This window comes from Gemella morbillorum, assembly GCF_900476045.1.
Classification (GTDB): domain Bacteria; phylum Bacillota; class Bacilli; order Staphylococcales; family Gemellaceae; genus Gemella; species Gemella morbillorum.
The window spans coordinates 131,011-148,087 of sequence record NZ_LS483440.1 but is presented as its reverse complement, the minus strand read 5'-3'; the positions used below and the strand labels follow the sequence as shown (position 1 = coordinate 148,087).

At 32.2% G+C, this 17,077-nt stretch carries 15 protein-coding genes; 4 read left to right on the top strand and 11 right to left on the bottom strand.

Going from position 1 to position 17,077, the window contains the following annotated elements; translation table 11 throughout:
• Positions 1 to 281: 281 nt before the first annotated feature.
• The 6 genes from DQN46_RS00635 to DQN46_RS00610 form a co-directional block, all read right to left on the bottom strand.
• Positions 282 to 980: a hypothetical protein gene (locus DQN46_RS00635; RefSeq protein WP_111742652.1), complete on the bottom strand. Its 699-nt coding sequence runs from the start codon at positions 978 to 980 to the stop codon at positions 282 to 284.
• 158 nt (positions 981 to 1,138) lie between these two features.
• Positions 1,139 to 2,059: an ABC transporter permease gene (locus tag DQN46_RS00630; RefSeq protein ID WP_004634045.1), complete on the bottom strand. Its 921-nt coding sequence runs from the start codon at positions 2,057 to 2,059 to the stop codon at positions 1,139 to 1,141.
• Positions 2,060 to 3,118 carry an ABC transporter permease gene (locus DQN46_RS00625; RefSeq protein WP_111742651.1) on the bottom strand — a complete coding sequence of 353 codons (1,059 nt, stop codon included), beginning with the start codon at positions 3,116 to 3,118 and terminating at the stop codon, positions 2,060 to 2,062.
• Between the two features lie 12 nt (positions 3,119 to 3,130).
• A complete protein-coding gene (locus DQN46_RS00620) occupies positions 3,131 to 4,642 on the bottom strand; it encodes an ABC transporter ATP-binding protein (protein ID WP_111742650.1) in 1,512 nt (503 codons plus the stop codon).
• 348 nt (positions 4,643 to 4,990) lie between these two features.
• Positions 4,991 to 6,100, bottom strand: a complete 1,110-nt coding sequence (locus tag DQN46_RS00615) for a BMP family lipoprotein (RefSeq protein ID WP_111742649.1) — start codon at positions 6,098 to 6,100, stop codon at positions 4,991 to 4,993.
• 464 nt (positions 6,101 to 6,564) lie between these two features.
• A complete protein-coding gene (locus DQN46_RS00610) occupies positions 6,565 to 7,677 on the bottom strand; it encodes a BMP family lipoprotein (RefSeq protein WP_111742648.1) in 1,113 nt (370 codons plus the stop codon).
• A 150-nt stretch (positions 7,678 to 7,827) separates the two neighbouring features.
• Here DQN46_RS00610 and DQN46_RS00605 point away from each other — a divergent pair, with 150 nt between their 5' ends.
• Together DQN46_RS00605 and DQN46_RS00600 are read left to right on the top strand one after the other, a co-directional pair.
• Complete coding sequence (locus DQN46_RS00605) at positions 7,828 to 8,652, top strand: purine-nucleoside phosphorylase (RefSeq protein ID WP_111742647.1); 825 nt, start codon at positions 7,828 to 7,830, stop codon at positions 8,650 to 8,652.
• 12 nt (positions 8,653 to 8,664) lie between these two features.
• Complete coding sequence (locus tag DQN46_RS00600) at positions 8,665 to 9,090, top strand: HIT family protein (protein WP_111742646.1); 426 nt, start codon at positions 8,665 to 8,667, stop codon at positions 9,088 to 9,090.
• A gap of 56 nt (positions 9,091 to 9,146) precedes the next feature.
• On the opposite strand, the gene DQN46_RS00595 is transcribed toward DQN46_RS00600, so the two are convergent.
• Together DQN46_RS00595 and nrdD are read right to left on the bottom strand one after the other, a co-directional pair.
• Entirely contained in the window at positions 9,147 to 10,010 is an 864-nt protein-coding gene (locus DQN46_RS00595; RefSeq protein ID WP_111742645.1) for a hypothetical protein, read from the bottom strand.
• A gap of 168 nt (positions 10,011 to 10,178) precedes the next feature.
• Complete coding sequence (nrdD, locus tag DQN46_RS00590) at positions 10,179 to 12,362, bottom strand: anaerobic ribonucleoside-triphosphate reductase (RefSeq protein ID WP_111742644.1); 2,184 nt, start codon at positions 12,360 to 12,362, stop codon at positions 10,179 to 10,181.
• Between the two features lie 453 nt (positions 12,363 to 12,815).
• Here nrdD and DQN46_RS00585 point away from each other — a divergent pair, with 453 nt between their 5' ends.
• Both DQN46_RS00585 and rarD read left to right on the top strand, forming a co-directional pair.
• Positions 12,816 to 13,508, top strand: coding sequence for a GTP pyrophosphokinase (locus DQN46_RS00585; protein WP_004634028.1), 693 nt, complete (start codon positions 12,816 to 12,818; stop codon positions 13,506 to 13,508).
• A 160-nt stretch (positions 13,509 to 13,668) separates the two neighbouring features.
• Positions 13,669 to 14,586: an EamA family transporter RarD gene (gene rarD / locus DQN46_RS00580; protein WP_111742643.1), complete on the top strand. Its 918-nt coding sequence runs from the start codon at positions 13,669 to 13,671 to the stop codon at positions 14,584 to 14,586.
• Between the two features lie 84 nt (positions 14,587 to 14,670).
• Here the strand turns inward: rarD and DQN46_RS00575 are convergent, their stop codons facing one another.
• The 3 genes from DQN46_RS00575 to DQN46_RS00565 are packed head-to-tail and all read right to left on the bottom strand — an operon-like array spanning position 14,671 to position 17,069.
• A complete protein-coding gene (locus tag DQN46_RS00575) occupies positions 14,671 to 15,549 on the bottom strand; it encodes a TSUP family transporter (RefSeq protein ID WP_111742642.1) in 879 nt (292 codons plus the stop codon).
• A 14-nt stretch (positions 15,550 to 15,563) separates the two neighbouring features.
• On the bottom strand, positions 15,564 to 16,583 hold the full coding sequence (locus DQN46_RS00570) for a proline racemase family protein (RefSeq protein WP_004634022.1): 1,020 nt from the start codon (positions 16,581 to 16,583) through the stop codon (positions 15,564 to 15,566).
• Positions 16,584 to 16,601: 18 nt separating this feature from the next.
• A complete protein-coding gene (locus DQN46_RS00565; RefSeq protein WP_004634020.1) occupies positions 16,602 to 17,069 on the bottom strand; it encodes a glycine/sarcosine/betaine reductase component B subunit in 468 nt (155 codons plus the stop codon).
• Between the last annotated feature and the right edge of the window lie 8 nt (positions 17,070 to 17,077).

Genomic DNA, 17,077 nt, shown 5'->3' with positions numbered 1-17,077 from the left:
TTTACTAATTAAATAACAAAATAACAGAAAATATAGTGAATAATACCTACTACTTTCTGAAAATATAAGTATAAGTAATTAACTATAAAAAATTAATAGCGCAGTGGCCATTTCACCATTACGCTACTAAACTTTGATTCTAATCTTAAAGATAAATTAGCTACTATCTATTGAATACACTTAAATCATCTCTTATTTTACATTACATACAAGTTATCAATTTTATTAGAAATTTTAAAATCGTTAATAAACTATTAAAATAAAGAATTTACACATATATTTTAATTATATTTTACACTTTCAACATAATATTTAGATTTTTTGCTTCCACCTTGATAATCTTTGTTGTTAAGTTTTATAGTTATAGTCGAAATATTTGTCTTAGTCATTGCATCAAGGACATTTATTTTTATACTATCTCCTTCTACTTTCCACTTTTCTTTTGCTTCAACTTCTTGTGGATATTTATTTGTTAAAGGCATTCCAACAAAGACAATTTTATCATCACCTTTATAATAATGTATTTCATTTTTTGTTGGATACAATGGCGATTTTGCTGCTTCAACTTCATATTCGTTAAAATTTGGTCCTTTTAATAAACCTAACGCCTCATTCATAGTATAAGTTTTATCTGAATATTCATTGATAACATCTAGATAATCTTCTTTCGAAATAGTGAACAGTTCATCTCCATTAGGTGATTTCGATTTTTTAACTCTGTCTTGTGTAATCCAAGCTAATAGATTCGTTTGTGTTTTTAACCTCGATAAATCATTTCCTGAAATAGCCACTTTATTTATTAGCTTTTCTGCTTCTTTTAAGTCGTGAGCAGCTTTTTGTTCTTGTTTCTTTTCTTCTTTTGGAACATCTTTTTGTTCTGAGTTATTTTTTTCATTTTTTTCTTTATTGGCTTCTTTTGCTGCACATCCTGTTATAACCAATGCACCTGCTGCAAGAACCATAAGTAATTTCTTATTCATATCTAAATTCTCCTTTATCAATAAAGTAAGATATTTTATTGATTATTCTTTTTTCTTTGACATTATTATACCACATTTTCTCTAAATTAAAAAATAACACTCAGAATAATTAACTTTCTGAGTGTTATTGTATATATTTTGATTAAATTACTTTTACCTTATCTCATACCTTTATCGTAAGGAACTCCAAGCGCTTCTGGTGTAGAAGTTTTCTTAGAGAAGACGATAAGTGCGATAATTGTCGCTACGAATGGGAACATGTTCCAGAATGATACTGGAATTGGAAGATCTGGTGCAAGAATAGACACTTTTTCTGCGAAAACTTTTGTTCCTCCGAAGAATAACGCTGCAAATGTAATTGTAATTGGGTTATATTTACCAAAGATTAAGGCTGCTAATGCCAAGTAACCAAAACCGTATACTGTAATTGCCGCGTTAAATCCTTGGCTAAATGTAGTTGCAATAATTGCACCTGCAAGTCCTGCTAAACATCCAGAAATAAATACCCCAATATAACGGTATTTAAATACGTTTAATCCTAATGAATCACTGGCTTGAGGATTTTCCCCAACAGAACGAAGTCTAAGTCCAAATGGACGTTTGTAAATAATATAGTAAGTAAGTGCTACTAATACTATTGCTATAATAATCGTTGGATATACTGTAAATTTACCAAAAACTGTATATCTAGGGAATCCACTTGCTAATAATAATTCGTAAGTCCCATTGAAATGGTTAACTAAGAATAATGCAATAGCTGGTGTAATTAAGTTAATCGCTGTCCCTGAGATAACTTGATCAGCTTTTAAGTTAATACTGATAAATGCGTGGATAAGTGAAAGTAGTCCTCCACATATTGTCGCAGCTAGTAAACATATAACCAATTGAAACATGGTTGGCGCACCTTCGAATGCTGTTAAAGCTATGAAAGAAGCAACAAATGAACCAAAAATTACAAAACCGTCAAGTGCAATATTAACAACCCCACTCTTTTCAGAATAGAAACCACCAATGGCTGCTATTAGAATAGGTACTGTATATTGTAACATTGAGTCTAATAGTGATAATACTGTATCCATTTATTTATCTCCTTTCTTTTTACTAACTAGTTTATCTAGTAATTTGCTATCGAAAATAGCTTTTGCTGCAACGAATAATACGATTAATCCGATTAAGATGTTCGCGATATCTTTTGGAATACCGATAAACGCTAATTGTGGAGTAAGAACTCCTAGGAATCCGAATAATAATGCTCCTAAGAATGAGCCTAGTGCTGTATTTGCTCCGATAAGTGCAACCGCGATACCCATGTATCCAAACCCTTGGAATGTAGACCCTGCAACTACTTGACCAACAGGTCCCATATTGTAAAGCGCTCCTCCAAGTCCAGCAAATGCTCCTGAAATAGCCATTGAAAGAACAGTGTTTCTATTAACTTTCATACCAACAAATCTAGATGCTGATGGGTTAAACCCTACTGAACGAAGCTCATAACCGAATACTGTTTTTTCCATAACGATATAGAATATAATAACCGCAAAAATAGCTAAGAATAAATCCGTTCCTAAACGGTGGTTATTGAAAATACCTTCTATCAAATCATTTTTTAAATATCCTGAACCGTCACTTGCAACAAGTGGTTGAGATATAATGTCATTATTTCCTCGAATAAATTTTGGCACTGCAAATTGAACAAAGTATAAAGCTGTGTAGTTTAACATAATTGTTACAACTACTTCACTAATATTGAATCTAGCTTTTAAATACCCTGCAATAGCTGCCCAAAGTCCACCAACAATAATACCTGCTAAGATACTTGCTACTAAGACTACATAAAAGTTCATACCTTGCATTTTAATAGCAACAATACCTGCAAAAAGTCCACCCATAATGAATTGTCCTTCTGCTCCTATATTGAATAACCCTGTTCTAAATGCAAAGGCTACTGACAATCCTGTACAAATTAACGGAATTGTCGATACAAAAATTTCAGCTATACTGTTAGAGTCGGTGAAAATATCACCCATAACTCCTAATACGTCTCCTGGTGCTGCTCCTATTGCTGAAATAAGAATTGCTCCAATTATAAATGAAGCTAATATTGGTAGCACCGCATTAGTTAAAACTTTCTTTAACATAGGTTCTCCTCTCTACTTCTTAACCCCTGCCATAAGCAGACCAAGTTGTTCTTTTGTTACATTCTCATCATTATCTACAACATCGATAATATTACCGTTGTGAATAACTGCTATTCTATCTGATAAAGTTAAAATTTCATCTAAGTCAAATGAAATTAATAGAACACTATTACCTTTATCACGGTAATCAATTAGCATTTTATGAATACCATTAATAGCCCCTACGTCAAGACCACGAGTTGGTTGAGTAGTCACTAATAGTTTAGGGTCAAGTTCTAATGCGCGCCCGATAATAAGTTTTTGTTGGTTACCACCACTCATGCTTCGTGCAGAAATCTTCTCATCACCAGCTTTACGAACATCATATTTTTCACAAATTTCTTTTGCAAATTTAGAAATTACAGGCTTTTTAAGGAATCCATTTTTAGAAAACTTCTCTGTGTAGTAATTTTCTAATACTGAATTTTCTTCAACGCTGAAATCTAACACTAATCCATCTTTATGTCTATCTTCGGCAATGATTTCAAGACCTAATTCTTTACGTTTTGCTGTAGAAATTCCATGTAAATCTTTTCCATCAAAGATAATTTTACCTTGTGTTTCTTTAAGTAAAGCATTCAGTACTTCAACAAATTGTTGTTGTCCATTACCATCAACTCCAGCAATACCTAAGATTTCTCTTTCATGTACGTCAAGATTGAAGTCATGTAAGATATTTTGTTTTTCTTGAGTATCTGCATAAATACCTGATACTTCTAGTATTTTTTTCTTCCCTTCACGAGAACGTTCATACTTGATTATTTCTAAGTCTTTACCAATCATAAGGCTTGCTAATTTTTCTTTAGTTGTTTCTGCAACTTCTACTGTTCCAAAATATTCTCCACGACGAATAATACTGCAACGATTAGCTACTGCCATAATCTCATTAAGTTTGTGCGTAATTAACAGAATAGTTTTTCCTTCTGCTTGAAGATTTTTAAGAATCGCTAAAAATTCTTCAATCTCCGCTGGTGTTAATACCGCCGTTGGTTCGTCGAAAATTAAAATGTTAGCATCTCTATATAACATTTTTAAAATTTCAACCCTTTGTTGCATCCCTACACTTATATCACCAACAAGGGCTTTAGGATTAACTTCTAATCCATATTTTCTAGATAACTCTGAAATTTTATTTGCAGCAGATTCTAAATCAATTTTTCCACCTTTTACTTCTTCCATTCCTAAAATAATATTTTCAGCAACAGTAAAGTTTTTAATAAGTTTGAAGTGTTGGTGTACCATCCCAATTCCAAGTTTATTCGCATGTTTAGGGTCTTTAATATCAACTTCTTTTCCATCTAATTTAATCACACCTGCTTCTTGATGGTACATCCCAAAAAGAACTGACATTAATGTAGATTTTCCGGCACCATTTTCTCCAAGCAAAGCATGAATTTCATTATTCTTAACCTGAATAGTAATGTCTTTATTTGCGTAGAAGTCACCAAACTTTTTAGTTATGTTTAGCATTTCTATAGCGTACATATCTTTACCTCTCTTTTTTGTTAATTTCACTTATATATTATACTAGATTTTTACGTTCTAGTATAGCTTTTTATGTTAATTTTTCATTTGAATTTTAATACTATTTAACTATATTTCTTATAGATAAATATTAATTACATCTTTCTTATTTATCATACTTAGTTTAATATCATTATCTCTTTTCTTAGTATTAATTTAAAACAAATTTTTTTATACTTACCTTACGTTTAAATAATAATCTGCGAAACTATTTTATTTCTGAATGTATCTTTTAAAAATATACTTACCTATATTTTAGAAAAAAGACCTAGTAAAACTAGGCCTTTTTCTATGACTAAACTATTAGTCTTATAGTTCTCCGTCAATATTAGCTTTATCTGTTATTTTAGCAGCTTCTGATGCTACTGTTACTTTACCTTCTTTAAGATCTTTAACAGCTGCATCGATTTTAGCTTTAATTGCATCACTTAAGTTTGGATTTTGTGCTGGAAGTCCTACACCGTCTTCTTTGATTGTGAATGTTTTAGTAGTTCCACCTTCAAATTTACCAGCTTTGATTGAATCTAAGATGTTTTTAACTGCTACGTCAATACGTTTAACAGCTGAAGTTAAGATTACAGATTTCTCTACATCTTTTCCATCTTTATCTTTAGCTTTGAATACACCTTCTGCATATTGGTCTTTGTCTACACCAACGATCCAGTGTTTAACTTCTCCGCTTTCTTTTAGATCTTTAGTAGCTCTTTCTTGAGCTTCTTTGATTGATCCACTTCCAGTTCCACCAGCTGCAACGAAGATAACGTCTGCTCCAGCGTCAAACATTGTAGCTGCTAAAGTTTTACCTTTGTTAGTATCATTGAATGAACCACTGTAGTTATAAACGATTTTGATATCTTTTTTAGCTGCTTTAGCACCTTGTACAAATCCTAAACCGAATTTGATTACCGCTGGGATTTTAGCTCCACCGATGAATCCAACTTTTCCAGTTTTTGATTGAAGAGCTGCTGCATATCCTGCTAAGTATCCTGCTTCTTGTTCAGCGAATAATACTGATTCTACGTTTTTGTTAGGTACTGATCCATCGATAAAGATGTATTTTTTATCTTGGAATGAATCTGCAATTTTTGGTAACTCTTTTTCAAAGTAGAATCCAGCAAGAGAAATAACGTCTGCTGCTTTTGAAGCGTTTTGTAAGTTAGCTGCAATATCACTTTGGTTTTTAGTTTCAATTGGATTTAAAGCTTTACCACCATTTTTTTGAACCCATTCTTGAACAGCTTCTACGTTACTTTGGTTAAAACTTTTATCTTTTGCTCCACCTTCGTCAGTTACAACTCCGATTTTTAAGTCAGATTTACTATCTGAACTAGAATTGTTGTTAGATGATTTAGAAGAACATCCAACGAAAATTAATGCTGCTGATAAAACAACTGCTATTAACGAAAATACCTTTTTCATAAATAAAAAGTCTCCTTTGTTATTATATATTTTATATTTAAATAATACCACATTATCTTCTAAATATCAACATTTTATTTGTTTTTCAAATATATTTTTTTAGAAAGTTCGTGTTTAGGGAGGAAAGTGTCTTTTTTCTATTTTTTTATGATTTATCGTTCTTATTACCCTATAGATAACAAAATTTCTCACATCTCTTTAAAGCATTTTCATAACTTTTAAATTAGCATTTTAAATTTCTCTTTTCCCTCATGTTTTTTATTAAAATAAAGCCCGAACATTTAGTTATATTATATTATTAAATAAAACGAAACTAACACAACAACGACTGTAAAATCAGCGTTTTCATCATATTATTTTTTATTATTTTTTTGAATAATTTTATAGTTCGGTTATTGAATACAATCACAAATTATAAAAAATACGGAGCCACCCTATGTCCTTGACTCCGTATTTTGAAAATATTAAAGCTCACCTTCAATGTTAGTTACTGAACCTTTTGCTTTTAATTCGTCTCCAGTGGCTACAACTTCCACTTTTCCTGATTTCAACTCTTCGATTGCTTTAGTTAATTTTCCTTTTATATCATCATTTAAATTTGGATTTTCTTTTGGAATGCCTACTCCATTTTCTTTAATACCAAATATATGTTTACCATTTTGGAATTTATCAGCTTTAATCTCATTTAAAATCTTAGTAACTGCTACTTCAATATTTTTTACAGCTGATGTTAAAACAACAGATTTTTGAACTTCTTTACCGTCTTTGTCTTTTCCTTTGAAGATACCTTCTTCGTATTGGTCTTTATCTACACCAACAACCCAGTGATTAACTTCTCCACCTTTAGACATATCAAGAACCCCACGTTCTTTTGCTTCTGATATTACTCCATTACCTGTGTTACCAGCCGCAACGAAAATAACATCTGCTCCAGAATCATACATAGTTGCCGCTAATGTTTTACCTTTGTTTGTATCTGAGAATGTTCCACTGTAGTTGTACATAATTTTAATATCACTTTTAGCCGCTTTAGCTCCTTGAACAAATCCAATACCAAATCTTTCTACTGGTGGGATTTTTGTTCCACCGATAAATCCTACTTTACCAGTTTTAGATTTTAATGCTGCTGCATATCCTGCTAGGTATCCTGCTTCTTGTTCTTTAAATATCAACGATGCAATATTTGGCGCTTCTACAAAAGTATCAATATATAAGAATTTTTTGTCTTTATATTGTGCAGAAATTTTTGTAAGTTCTTTTTCAAACTCATATCCTGCAACTGAAATTATATCAGAAACTTTCGCCGCATTTTGAACATTAGATGATAAATCCGATTGTGTTTTAGTTTCGATAACAACAGGATCTTTCGCTCCATTTTCTTTAACCCATGCTTGAATCGCTTCTACGTTGGCTTGGTTAAAGCTTTTATCTTTTGCTCCACCTTCACCAGTAACAATTCCTATTTTGTATCCTTTTGAATTGTCCGTCTTATTGTCATTCTTGCTCTTAGATGAACATCCTACAACCACAAGTGACAATGTTATTAAAATTGTTAATAGAGTGCGTAATTTTTTCATAATTTACCTCCTAAATTTATCTCTATTGAAACTACAATACCATATTCAGCAATCGATTTCAATAGTTTGTAACAATTTTTGAAAATATTACATTTTTTCTATCATATGTGATATAATTATTAGATAAAGCATTTTCAGGAGGAATTTTTTATGACGTATTACAATAATATTGTTGAAACTGCAAATTATATTAAAAAGTATTTTAACGAGCCTATCGACTACGCGGTAGTTTTAGGTAGTGGTATTACACTTGAGCTAGAAGACCAACAAGAATTAGGTTATGAGGCTATCCCACTTTTCCCAGGAAATAAACGTGCTAACCATGTAAAAGGACACGCGAATAAACTTACTTTCGGAAAAATCTCTGGGAAAAATGTCCTTATTTTAAATGGTAGACTTCACCATTACGAAGGATATAGCATGAAAGATGTCGCTTTTATGACTTATGTTGTTAAGTTTTTAGGAGCTAAAGGATTATTTATTACTAATGCTTGTGGTGCTATTAATACTGATTTTAGCGAAGGAGATATTATTTGTCTTGATGACTTCATCTCACTTGTTAGCGATAATCCACTAAGAGGCGAAAATGATCCACGTCTTGGAGAAAGATTCGTTGATATGACTACTCCTTTCGATCCGTATTTAGTAGAAAATCTTAACAATTCTGCAGAAAAACTAAATATCAAATTATCTCAAGGTACTTATGGTTTCTTCCAAGGACCATACTTTGAAACACGTGCTGAGATTAGAGCATTCAAAACTATGGGATGCGATCTTGTAGGTATGTCTACTGTTCCAGAAGTTATTGCAGCCAACCATGCCGGACTCCCAGTAGCAGTTCTTGCTTGTATTACAAATATGGCAACAGGGGTTCAAGAAAGAAAACATGACCATGAGCATGTACTTAAAACAGCCCAACAAATTAGTATAAACCTTAAACAATTACTAATTGAAACACTAAAAAACTTAAAATAAGGAGTGTTATCTATGGAAAAAACTATTTTTGAAAAAATTATTGACGGTGAAATTCCTAGCTATAAAATTTATGAAGATGAGTATGTCTACAGCTTCTTAGATGTATTCCCAATTACAAAAGGTCACACATTAGTTATCCCAAAAAAACATAGCCGTAATATTTTGGATTGTGATCCTGAAACAGCAGCAAATATCGGACGTGTTCTTCCTAAAATTGCAAATGCCGTAAAAGAAGCTTACAATTGTGACGGTATTAATATTTTCCAAAATAATGAAGAATATGCTGGGCAAAGTGTTTTCCACCTTCATTTCCACATAGTTCCACGTTACAAAGACAAAGATACTAACTTTGACAATTTGGAAATCGCGTGGCCACCTCAAAAATTAGAACCTTCTGATTTTGAAAAAATTCAAGAAAGCATAGTTAAAAATCTATAAATATAAAAAGGAGAATTTTTAAAAATTCTCCTTTTTATTATGTTGCTTATTCTTATTTATTTTTTCCCATCTTTTGAAGAAAATAAAGCTACGATTGAATCTAAAGTAGTTTTAGCTTTTCCTTTTTCCTCTTGGGCTTCTTCTTGCTCTTCGTCTTGATTTTCTTTTACTTCTTCATAATCTTCTAATTCTTGTGCTTGAACTGCTAATTCCGCTTCTAACGCCTCTAATTCTTCATAAGTCAGTTTGTCTAGATCCAATCTATCTCCTGCTGCAGTAACTATATCTTGAGCTTCCTCTTGCGCATCTTTCGCAAATTCAGATACATCTTCTATTTTCTCTTCTACTGCATCTTGGATATCTTCAGCTTTGTCCTCAACCTCTTCTTTTACTTCATCAGCTGCGTCTTGTGTTTCTTCAAGTACTGATTCAGCTTCTTCTTTTACTTCTTCCACAACTGGTTCTACTTCTTCAGTTACTTCTTCCACAACTTCTTGAGCTTCTTCTACTTTTTCTTCCACTGCATCTTGGATATTTTCAACTACAGGAGCTACTTCCTCTTGAACAGCCTCTACACCCGATACTACCTCTTCCGTTGCTTCTTCTACTTTTTCTTCCACATCTTCTTGAACTTCTTCTAGTACATTATCTGCATCCGTACTTAGTTCAACAAAATTATCTTCAAGTTTTTCTTCATAAGCTTTTACTTCTTCTAACTTTTCACGCGCAATATCACTTTCTTCTTGCACCACTGCGCTACCTACTGCTTCATTTACAAGCTCATTTAATTTATTCAAACCTTCTTTTGCATTTTCTTTAAGCAATTCTTTGTGTTTTTCTAATTCTTTTGGATTTTTATAATAGTACGCTCCTACCGCACTAACCGCACCTAATACTAATCCTTTGAAAATTTTACCCATTTTTCTGTCCTCCTGATTGTTATGTCAATATTGATTTTATCAGAAAAGTATGTTGATGTAAAGAGTTTGGAGCTGTATAAAGTAGCTTATTTTATCCATTATCACTTATTAATTATCAAAAATAAATAAGCTCTCTATAAATTTGCTAGAAAGCTTATTTAGTAATTATTATTTTAAATGTTTTACCCTTGCTACGATTTCTTTATGGCGCCCTTTTATCATAGGACGTGCTTGTGGATTACCTAAGTAACCACATGTTCTTTTTACAACATCACAGCTTTTTGGATCTCTATTACCACATTCCGGACATTTAAAACCTTTTTTCGTCGGTTCAAACTCACCTTCAAAGTTACAGTTATAGCAACGGTCTATTGGTGTATTAGTTCCTAAATACCCTACTTTATCATAAGCAAAATCCCATACCGCTTCAAGAGCTTTTGGATTTTGTTTTAACACTGGATATTCACAATAATGAATGAATCCACCACTTGCATAATAAGGATAATCTTTTTCAAAGTCTAATTTTTCAAATGGTGTTGGGTTTTTACGAACATCATAGTGATAAGAGTTTGTATAGTATTCTTTATCTGTAACATTTTCCACCATACCAAATTTCTCTGTATCCATACGGCAGAACCTATCAGTTAGTGACTCACTTGGTGTAGAGTAAATACTATACCAGTAATCCCCTTCGCTAGTCCATTTATCTACGCATTGTTTCATATACTTCATAATGTCTAATGTGAAGTCTTTAGCTTCTTTATTTTTTTCCCATTCTCCACCATAGAAAACACTAGCAACTTCGTATAGGCCGATATATCCTAAAGATAATGTCGCTCTTTGTTTATCAAAAAGTTGTTTAACTCTATCATCTGGTTTTAGACGTTTCCCAAAAGCTCCATGCATATAAAGAATAGGTGCATTTTGAGGTTTCGCCTCTCCACATCTTTTAGCTCTGTAATCTAGAGCATCTTTACATACTTCTAAGCGCTCTTTAAAGATTTCCCAGAATAACTCTTTATCCCCATTTGATTCAAGAGCAATACGCGGTAGATTTAGAGTTACAACTCCTAGATTCATACGGCCACTCTCAACAAGTTCTCCATTTTCATCTCTCCAAGCAGGTAAGAATGAACGACAACCCATAGGCGTTTTGCAGCTTCCTGTTATTTTCACTAAAGTATCGTACATAATTACGTCTGGATACATTCTTTGTGTAGCACATTCTAATGCTAATTGTTTTACATCGTAATTAGGATCTTCTGGTTTTAAGTTTAATCCTTCTTTTATTACAAAGATTAATTTAGGGAAAATAGCCGTTCTTTTTTCTTTTCCTAATCCTGCTATTCTAACTTTTAAAATAGCCTTTTGTATTTCTTTTTCGAAATATCCTTCACCTAAACCAAATCCTAAAGATGTAAATGGTGTTTGTCCTTGAGAAGAATATAAAGTATTTATTTCATATTCTAGTGATTGCATCGCATCATAAATATCTTTTTTAGTTTTTTCACGAGCGAACTGTTCTTGTTTTTCTTCACTTTCAATCCATTCGCTAGCCATCTTTAGATTTTTTTCATAGTTAAGTTTTGCAAAAGGAGCAAGCACTTCATCTATTCTATCCGCACTACATCCTCCGTATTGGCTTGATGCTACGTTTGCAATAATTTGCGCCATTTGAGCAGTAGCTGTTTGGATACTTTTCGGACTATCTACATCTGCATTACCAATTTTAAATCCTTTTGTAAGCATTTCTTTAAAATCAATTAAACAGCAGTTTGTCAATGGTTGATACGGAGAATAATCCAAGTCATGATAATGGATTTCGCCTTTTTGGTGGGCATTAGCTACGTGTTGAGGTAGCATTTTCAAACCAATCGCTTTAGCTACAATACCGCTTGTTAAATCTCTATGTGTATTGAATACTAAACTATCTTTATTAGCATTCTCGTTAACAACATTTTCATCACGATTCACTAATTTTTCAATTGCGACATTGATATCAAGACTACGTTCACGCTCTATATCACGCATACTACGATAGCCTACATATTCCTCATAAATAGCCTCTTCTCCCAATGTTAACAATGTGTGCTCAACAATATTTTGAAGCTCGTAAATTTTTATATTATCCTTAAATCTATTTCCGATTTCTATAATAACATTATCTACGATACTATCTATATTAACACTATGTTTCTCTCCAAACACACTTTTAACAGCTTTTTCAATAGCCTTGTATATTTTATCAGCATCAAATTTTACTACGCGACCATCTCTTTTTATAACTAATAAATTTTTTGTAAGCAAATCTAACTTTTTCTGTGTATAAGAATAAAAATTACTTCTTTGCATCTTTTTCCCCTCCCAAAAATCCTATCTATCCTCTATTAATTCATAATTAATCTTAATTATAATAAAGACGCTATTAATACTATATTATAACAAATATCAACGCTTGTCTACACCGAATATTTCCGGGAAATTCAGAAATGTTATTATATCGCTTGTTGTGAGAATTGTGAATTTTTTGAGAATCTCTGTTTTCTCTTTTATAAGAAGAAAACATTGATAAATCAGCATTTACGTTGAATAAATTTATTATCTGTACCATTTCTTTTCTATATTATTTTTACTACAGCTATCTATTAGTGTTAACCTCGCCAATTACAAGTGAAAATTAAAAAGTTCCCTGCCAGCTAACACTTTTATTGAAAAAATTAAGTTTTTCTTTTTAGAAAATTAAACTACATTTTAACATTATAATTTATTATATAGTTGAGTATATAATTAAAAGCGAGAAAATATATGAAAAAAACACAAATAGAAACATTAACTGATCAACTTTTTTCAATGGAGGCTAACCAGCCTTTATTAATAAATGAACTGGAGCCTTATGTCGAGCTATTTATGCATTATGAATGCGCAATGTTAGAAATAGAAACTAAGCTAAATGTTTTTGATAAGGAATTTTCTCTTCACGGGGAAAGTAACCCCATCGAATCAGTTTCAACTCGTCTTAAAACACCGCTTAGCCTTATGAATAAATTAAAGCGTCTCGATTTACCGTTTGATATAGAAACTATAAAAAATAATATTTATGATGTAGCAGGAGTACGTGTTATTTGTTCATTTAAGGATGATGTTTATAAACTTGTAGAAGCCTTAAAACAACAGGATGATTTAACGATAATAGCGGAAAAAGATTATATTAAGAACTACAAAGACAATGGTTATCGTAGCTATCACCTTATTGTGAAAGTTCCTATATTTTTATCAGATAAAGTAGAGCATGTAGCTGTAGAAATCCAATTTCGAACAATAGCTATGGATTTTTGGGCTAGCTTAGAGCATAAGCTCCGTTACAAAAAGAACCTAAGCGAGGAAAAAGAAAAAGAAATTGAACGTCGACTATTACTCTGTGCTGAAATAAGCGCTAAGCTCGATAATCAAATGCAGAAGGTAAAAGAAATAATAGAAGACGATTCTCAACTTGTCTAATACATACTAACCCTAGTAGATATAGAAATCCAACATTAATATATCTACTAGGTATTTTTATTTTAATGAATTAACTGTTAATCCTAAATTTTGTTTGATTATTAACTATATTTACTATATACTAATAAAATATAAAAGAAATTTGTGAAAGGAGCGCCATATGAATAACACCAAAAAAAGTTTAATAGCAATTCTTATATGTTACTTTTCATGGGGACTTTTTCCAATATATTTCAAACTTCTAAAAAGCATTGACGCTTACGAAGTTTTGGCTATACGTGTACTATGTTCATTTATTTTTATGATCTTAGTGGTCCTTTTAGCGAAAAATAAAAATAGCATTTCTTTAGAAATTAAAAAAATATGGCAAAATAAGAAAAGCTTCTCGTTACTTGTTCTCGCTTCGTTTTTAATTACAGCAAACTGGTTAACTTATATCATAGCTGTAAATACAAACCACGTGCTAGAAGCTAGTTTTGGTTACTATCTTAATCCAATTGTCACTATAATACTCGCTGTTGTCTTTTTAAAAGAAAAATTAACCCGTATACAGACAATTGCCTGTATCTGTGTTGGAATTTCATTACTATATTTATTTATTTCTATTGGTTCGCTTCCTTGGATTTCCATCCTACTTGCCCTTACTTTCGGATTATACAGTCTGTGTAAGAAGAAAATTATTCTTAGTCCAAAAGCAGGTCTATTAATAGAAACAGCTATTGTTTCGCCTATAGCTATTATTTATATGCTCTATTTAGCAAGCACAAGTAATATAACATTTTACACTTCTAATAATGCTACAATAATAGCCTTACTTCTATCAGGGGCTATTACCGCTATACCTCTTATGCTGTTCGCTAAAGGTGCTGTCGATATTCCTCTTTACCTTCTTGGAATACTACAGTATCTACCACCAACAATGCAATTTTTTGTAGGAATATTTATTTATAACGAACCATTAAGTATTGAGAAATTAATTTCATTTATCATAATTTGGATTGCAGTAGCTGTATTCTGTTATTCCGCAGTTACTTCAATGAAAAAGCATAATTTAGCAAACAAAAGTCACCAGAGATAATCTGATGACTTTTTTATTAGGTATTAATTACAAAAAAAGAAAACGAAGTTTGATTTTATCTCAAACTTCGTTTTAATTTATTTATTAAGCTGCTTTTTTAGTACCTTGTCTAATCATAGAGATACCTGTTATAATAACAACTCCGATGATTACCCATGTTAAAATTTCTAATGGCATACTCTTAACTAATGTATAAGCGACTGTTACCCCAATAACACCCCCTATAGCAATAGCTATAGAACCAATTCTTGTATAGTTTCCTGCTTTAATGAATTCAGGTGAACCTATAGCCATAAGTCCAGCACAAGAACCCATCATGATTGGGAACGCTACAAGTGGGCTTAGACCTAACATGTAAACCATAGCCATACAAGGTGCATATAATCCTACACCAGCCATCATAAGAGCTCCAAGAATGAAGTTACCTACAACACCGATAATAAGTTTAATACCTGTTAATCCTACAGCTTCGTTACCAGCTCCAAGAGCTTTTAACCATCCAAGTTGTCCTGACATCATTAGGAATGCTGTTACGATTAAACACACACCCATAACAAGTTGGATTTTTTTCTCAGGAAGTTTGTTTACTATTCTTGCTCCTACTAACGCACCTACGATTGCTGCTGCGATCATAGAGAATAGTGTAACACCTTCTACTTTTACCCCAGTTAAGAATAAAGCCGCTTCCATTAATACTGGAATTGTGTGGGCAACATTCAATGTACCAGGAATCTTTTTATCAGTATCTAAAAATTTAGTAATTTTAAAGAATAATGTTGTTGGTGCGAAGCTTCCAATCCCTAATGTATCGAAGAAGTCAGTCACTAACCCGATAAAGAATCCGATAACTGGATTTTCTTTTCCTAAATCATCTTTATGTTTTACAATATCCATAATGAATGAAACTAAGAAGAATACTCCTGCTGCCCCTAATATAATTAATAATACTGTCAATAAATCCATAATTTTCTACACTCCTATCCTAATAAGAATCCATAAGTTAATTCATCGTCTGGATCGTAAACATAGTTACTAAATCCTAAAATATAACCAGAACCTGTGATTTCAGGGATGATTGCATCATATCCCGCTAATTTTCTCTCTTCAACTATTCTACCTTTAAATAAAGTACCTAAGATACTTTCATATACGAATGGTTCACCTGGTTTAAGTTCACCTTTAGCATATAATGTAGCTAATTTTGCAGATGTACCTGTTCCACATGGAGAACGGTCGATGTTTCCATCTCCGAATACTACTACGTTTTTATAAGTAGCTTCTGGATGAGAAGGTTTGTCATAAATTTCAACTAAGTCTACAGTTTTAATATGTTCTAAAGTTGGGTGTTGAATTTCGATGTTAGCATTAACTGCTTCACGAATTTTTAGTCCTGCTTCTTTTAGTTTAGAAGCATTTTCTGGTTTAACTTCTAATCCTAATTGATCTGCAGAGATGATACAGAAGAAGCTTCCTCCAAATGAAATATCAAATTTGATATGTCCGATTCCTTCTACATCTAATTCTACATCGCGTTTGTATAAGAATGATTCAACGTTTTTGAATGAAACTTCTTTTACTTTAGCTCCGTTATCTTTTAACTTAGCTGTTGCATAAATAAGTCCAGCTGGTGTTTCTACTACTACTTCTTTTTCAGTAGCGCCTTCTTCTACATCAACCATACCAGTTTCTACAGCTGCAGTTACTGCCGCGATAGTATTGTGTCCACACATATTTAAGTAGCCACCAGTATCCATGAATACTAATCCAAAATCAGCTTCCTCTTTTGTTGGAGGTAATAGGAATGCTCCGAACATATCTTGGTGTCCACGTGGTTCAAACATAACAGACTTACGAACATCATCTAAGTGATCGATGAAGTATTGTTTTTTCTCAACCATATCTTTACCAGGAATTTTTGGAATACCTGCAGTTACTAATCTTGCTGCTTCACCTGCTGTATGTGTATCAATAACTGAAATCATTTTATTTAGTTTCATAATTATTCACTCCTTAAATTATTTGTTATCTTGTCTCATTTTTAATTTTAACAATGCTAAGGCTTTTCTTGCATCAGTATAATCAATATTGTTTTGGCAAACTATTTCTGTTTCTACGCCTTCTTCTGATTTATTAAAGTCTAAAACAAATTTTGTATATTCATTTTCTACGACAAATTTATGTTTACCCATAAATTTCAAACCAACTATTGTAATACCGCGCTCTCCTATTTCAAACATAGTATTAGCGTAGTCAACATCACTATTACCCCAACCATCTGCTGAGATTATAGCTCCATCCGTTCTCATCGCTTCTAACCAAGTAGCTGTTCTCCAACCAACTAAATGTTTTAGTCTGTTGTCTTGGGGAGTTCCCACAACTATAACCCCTTGGAAATCGATATCCGGATCTTCTGCCAAAGTATCTAATAATGGATCTCTAAAATGATGCAAACTAGTTTCTTTTGTAGATGGTCCTATACCCATAATAACAC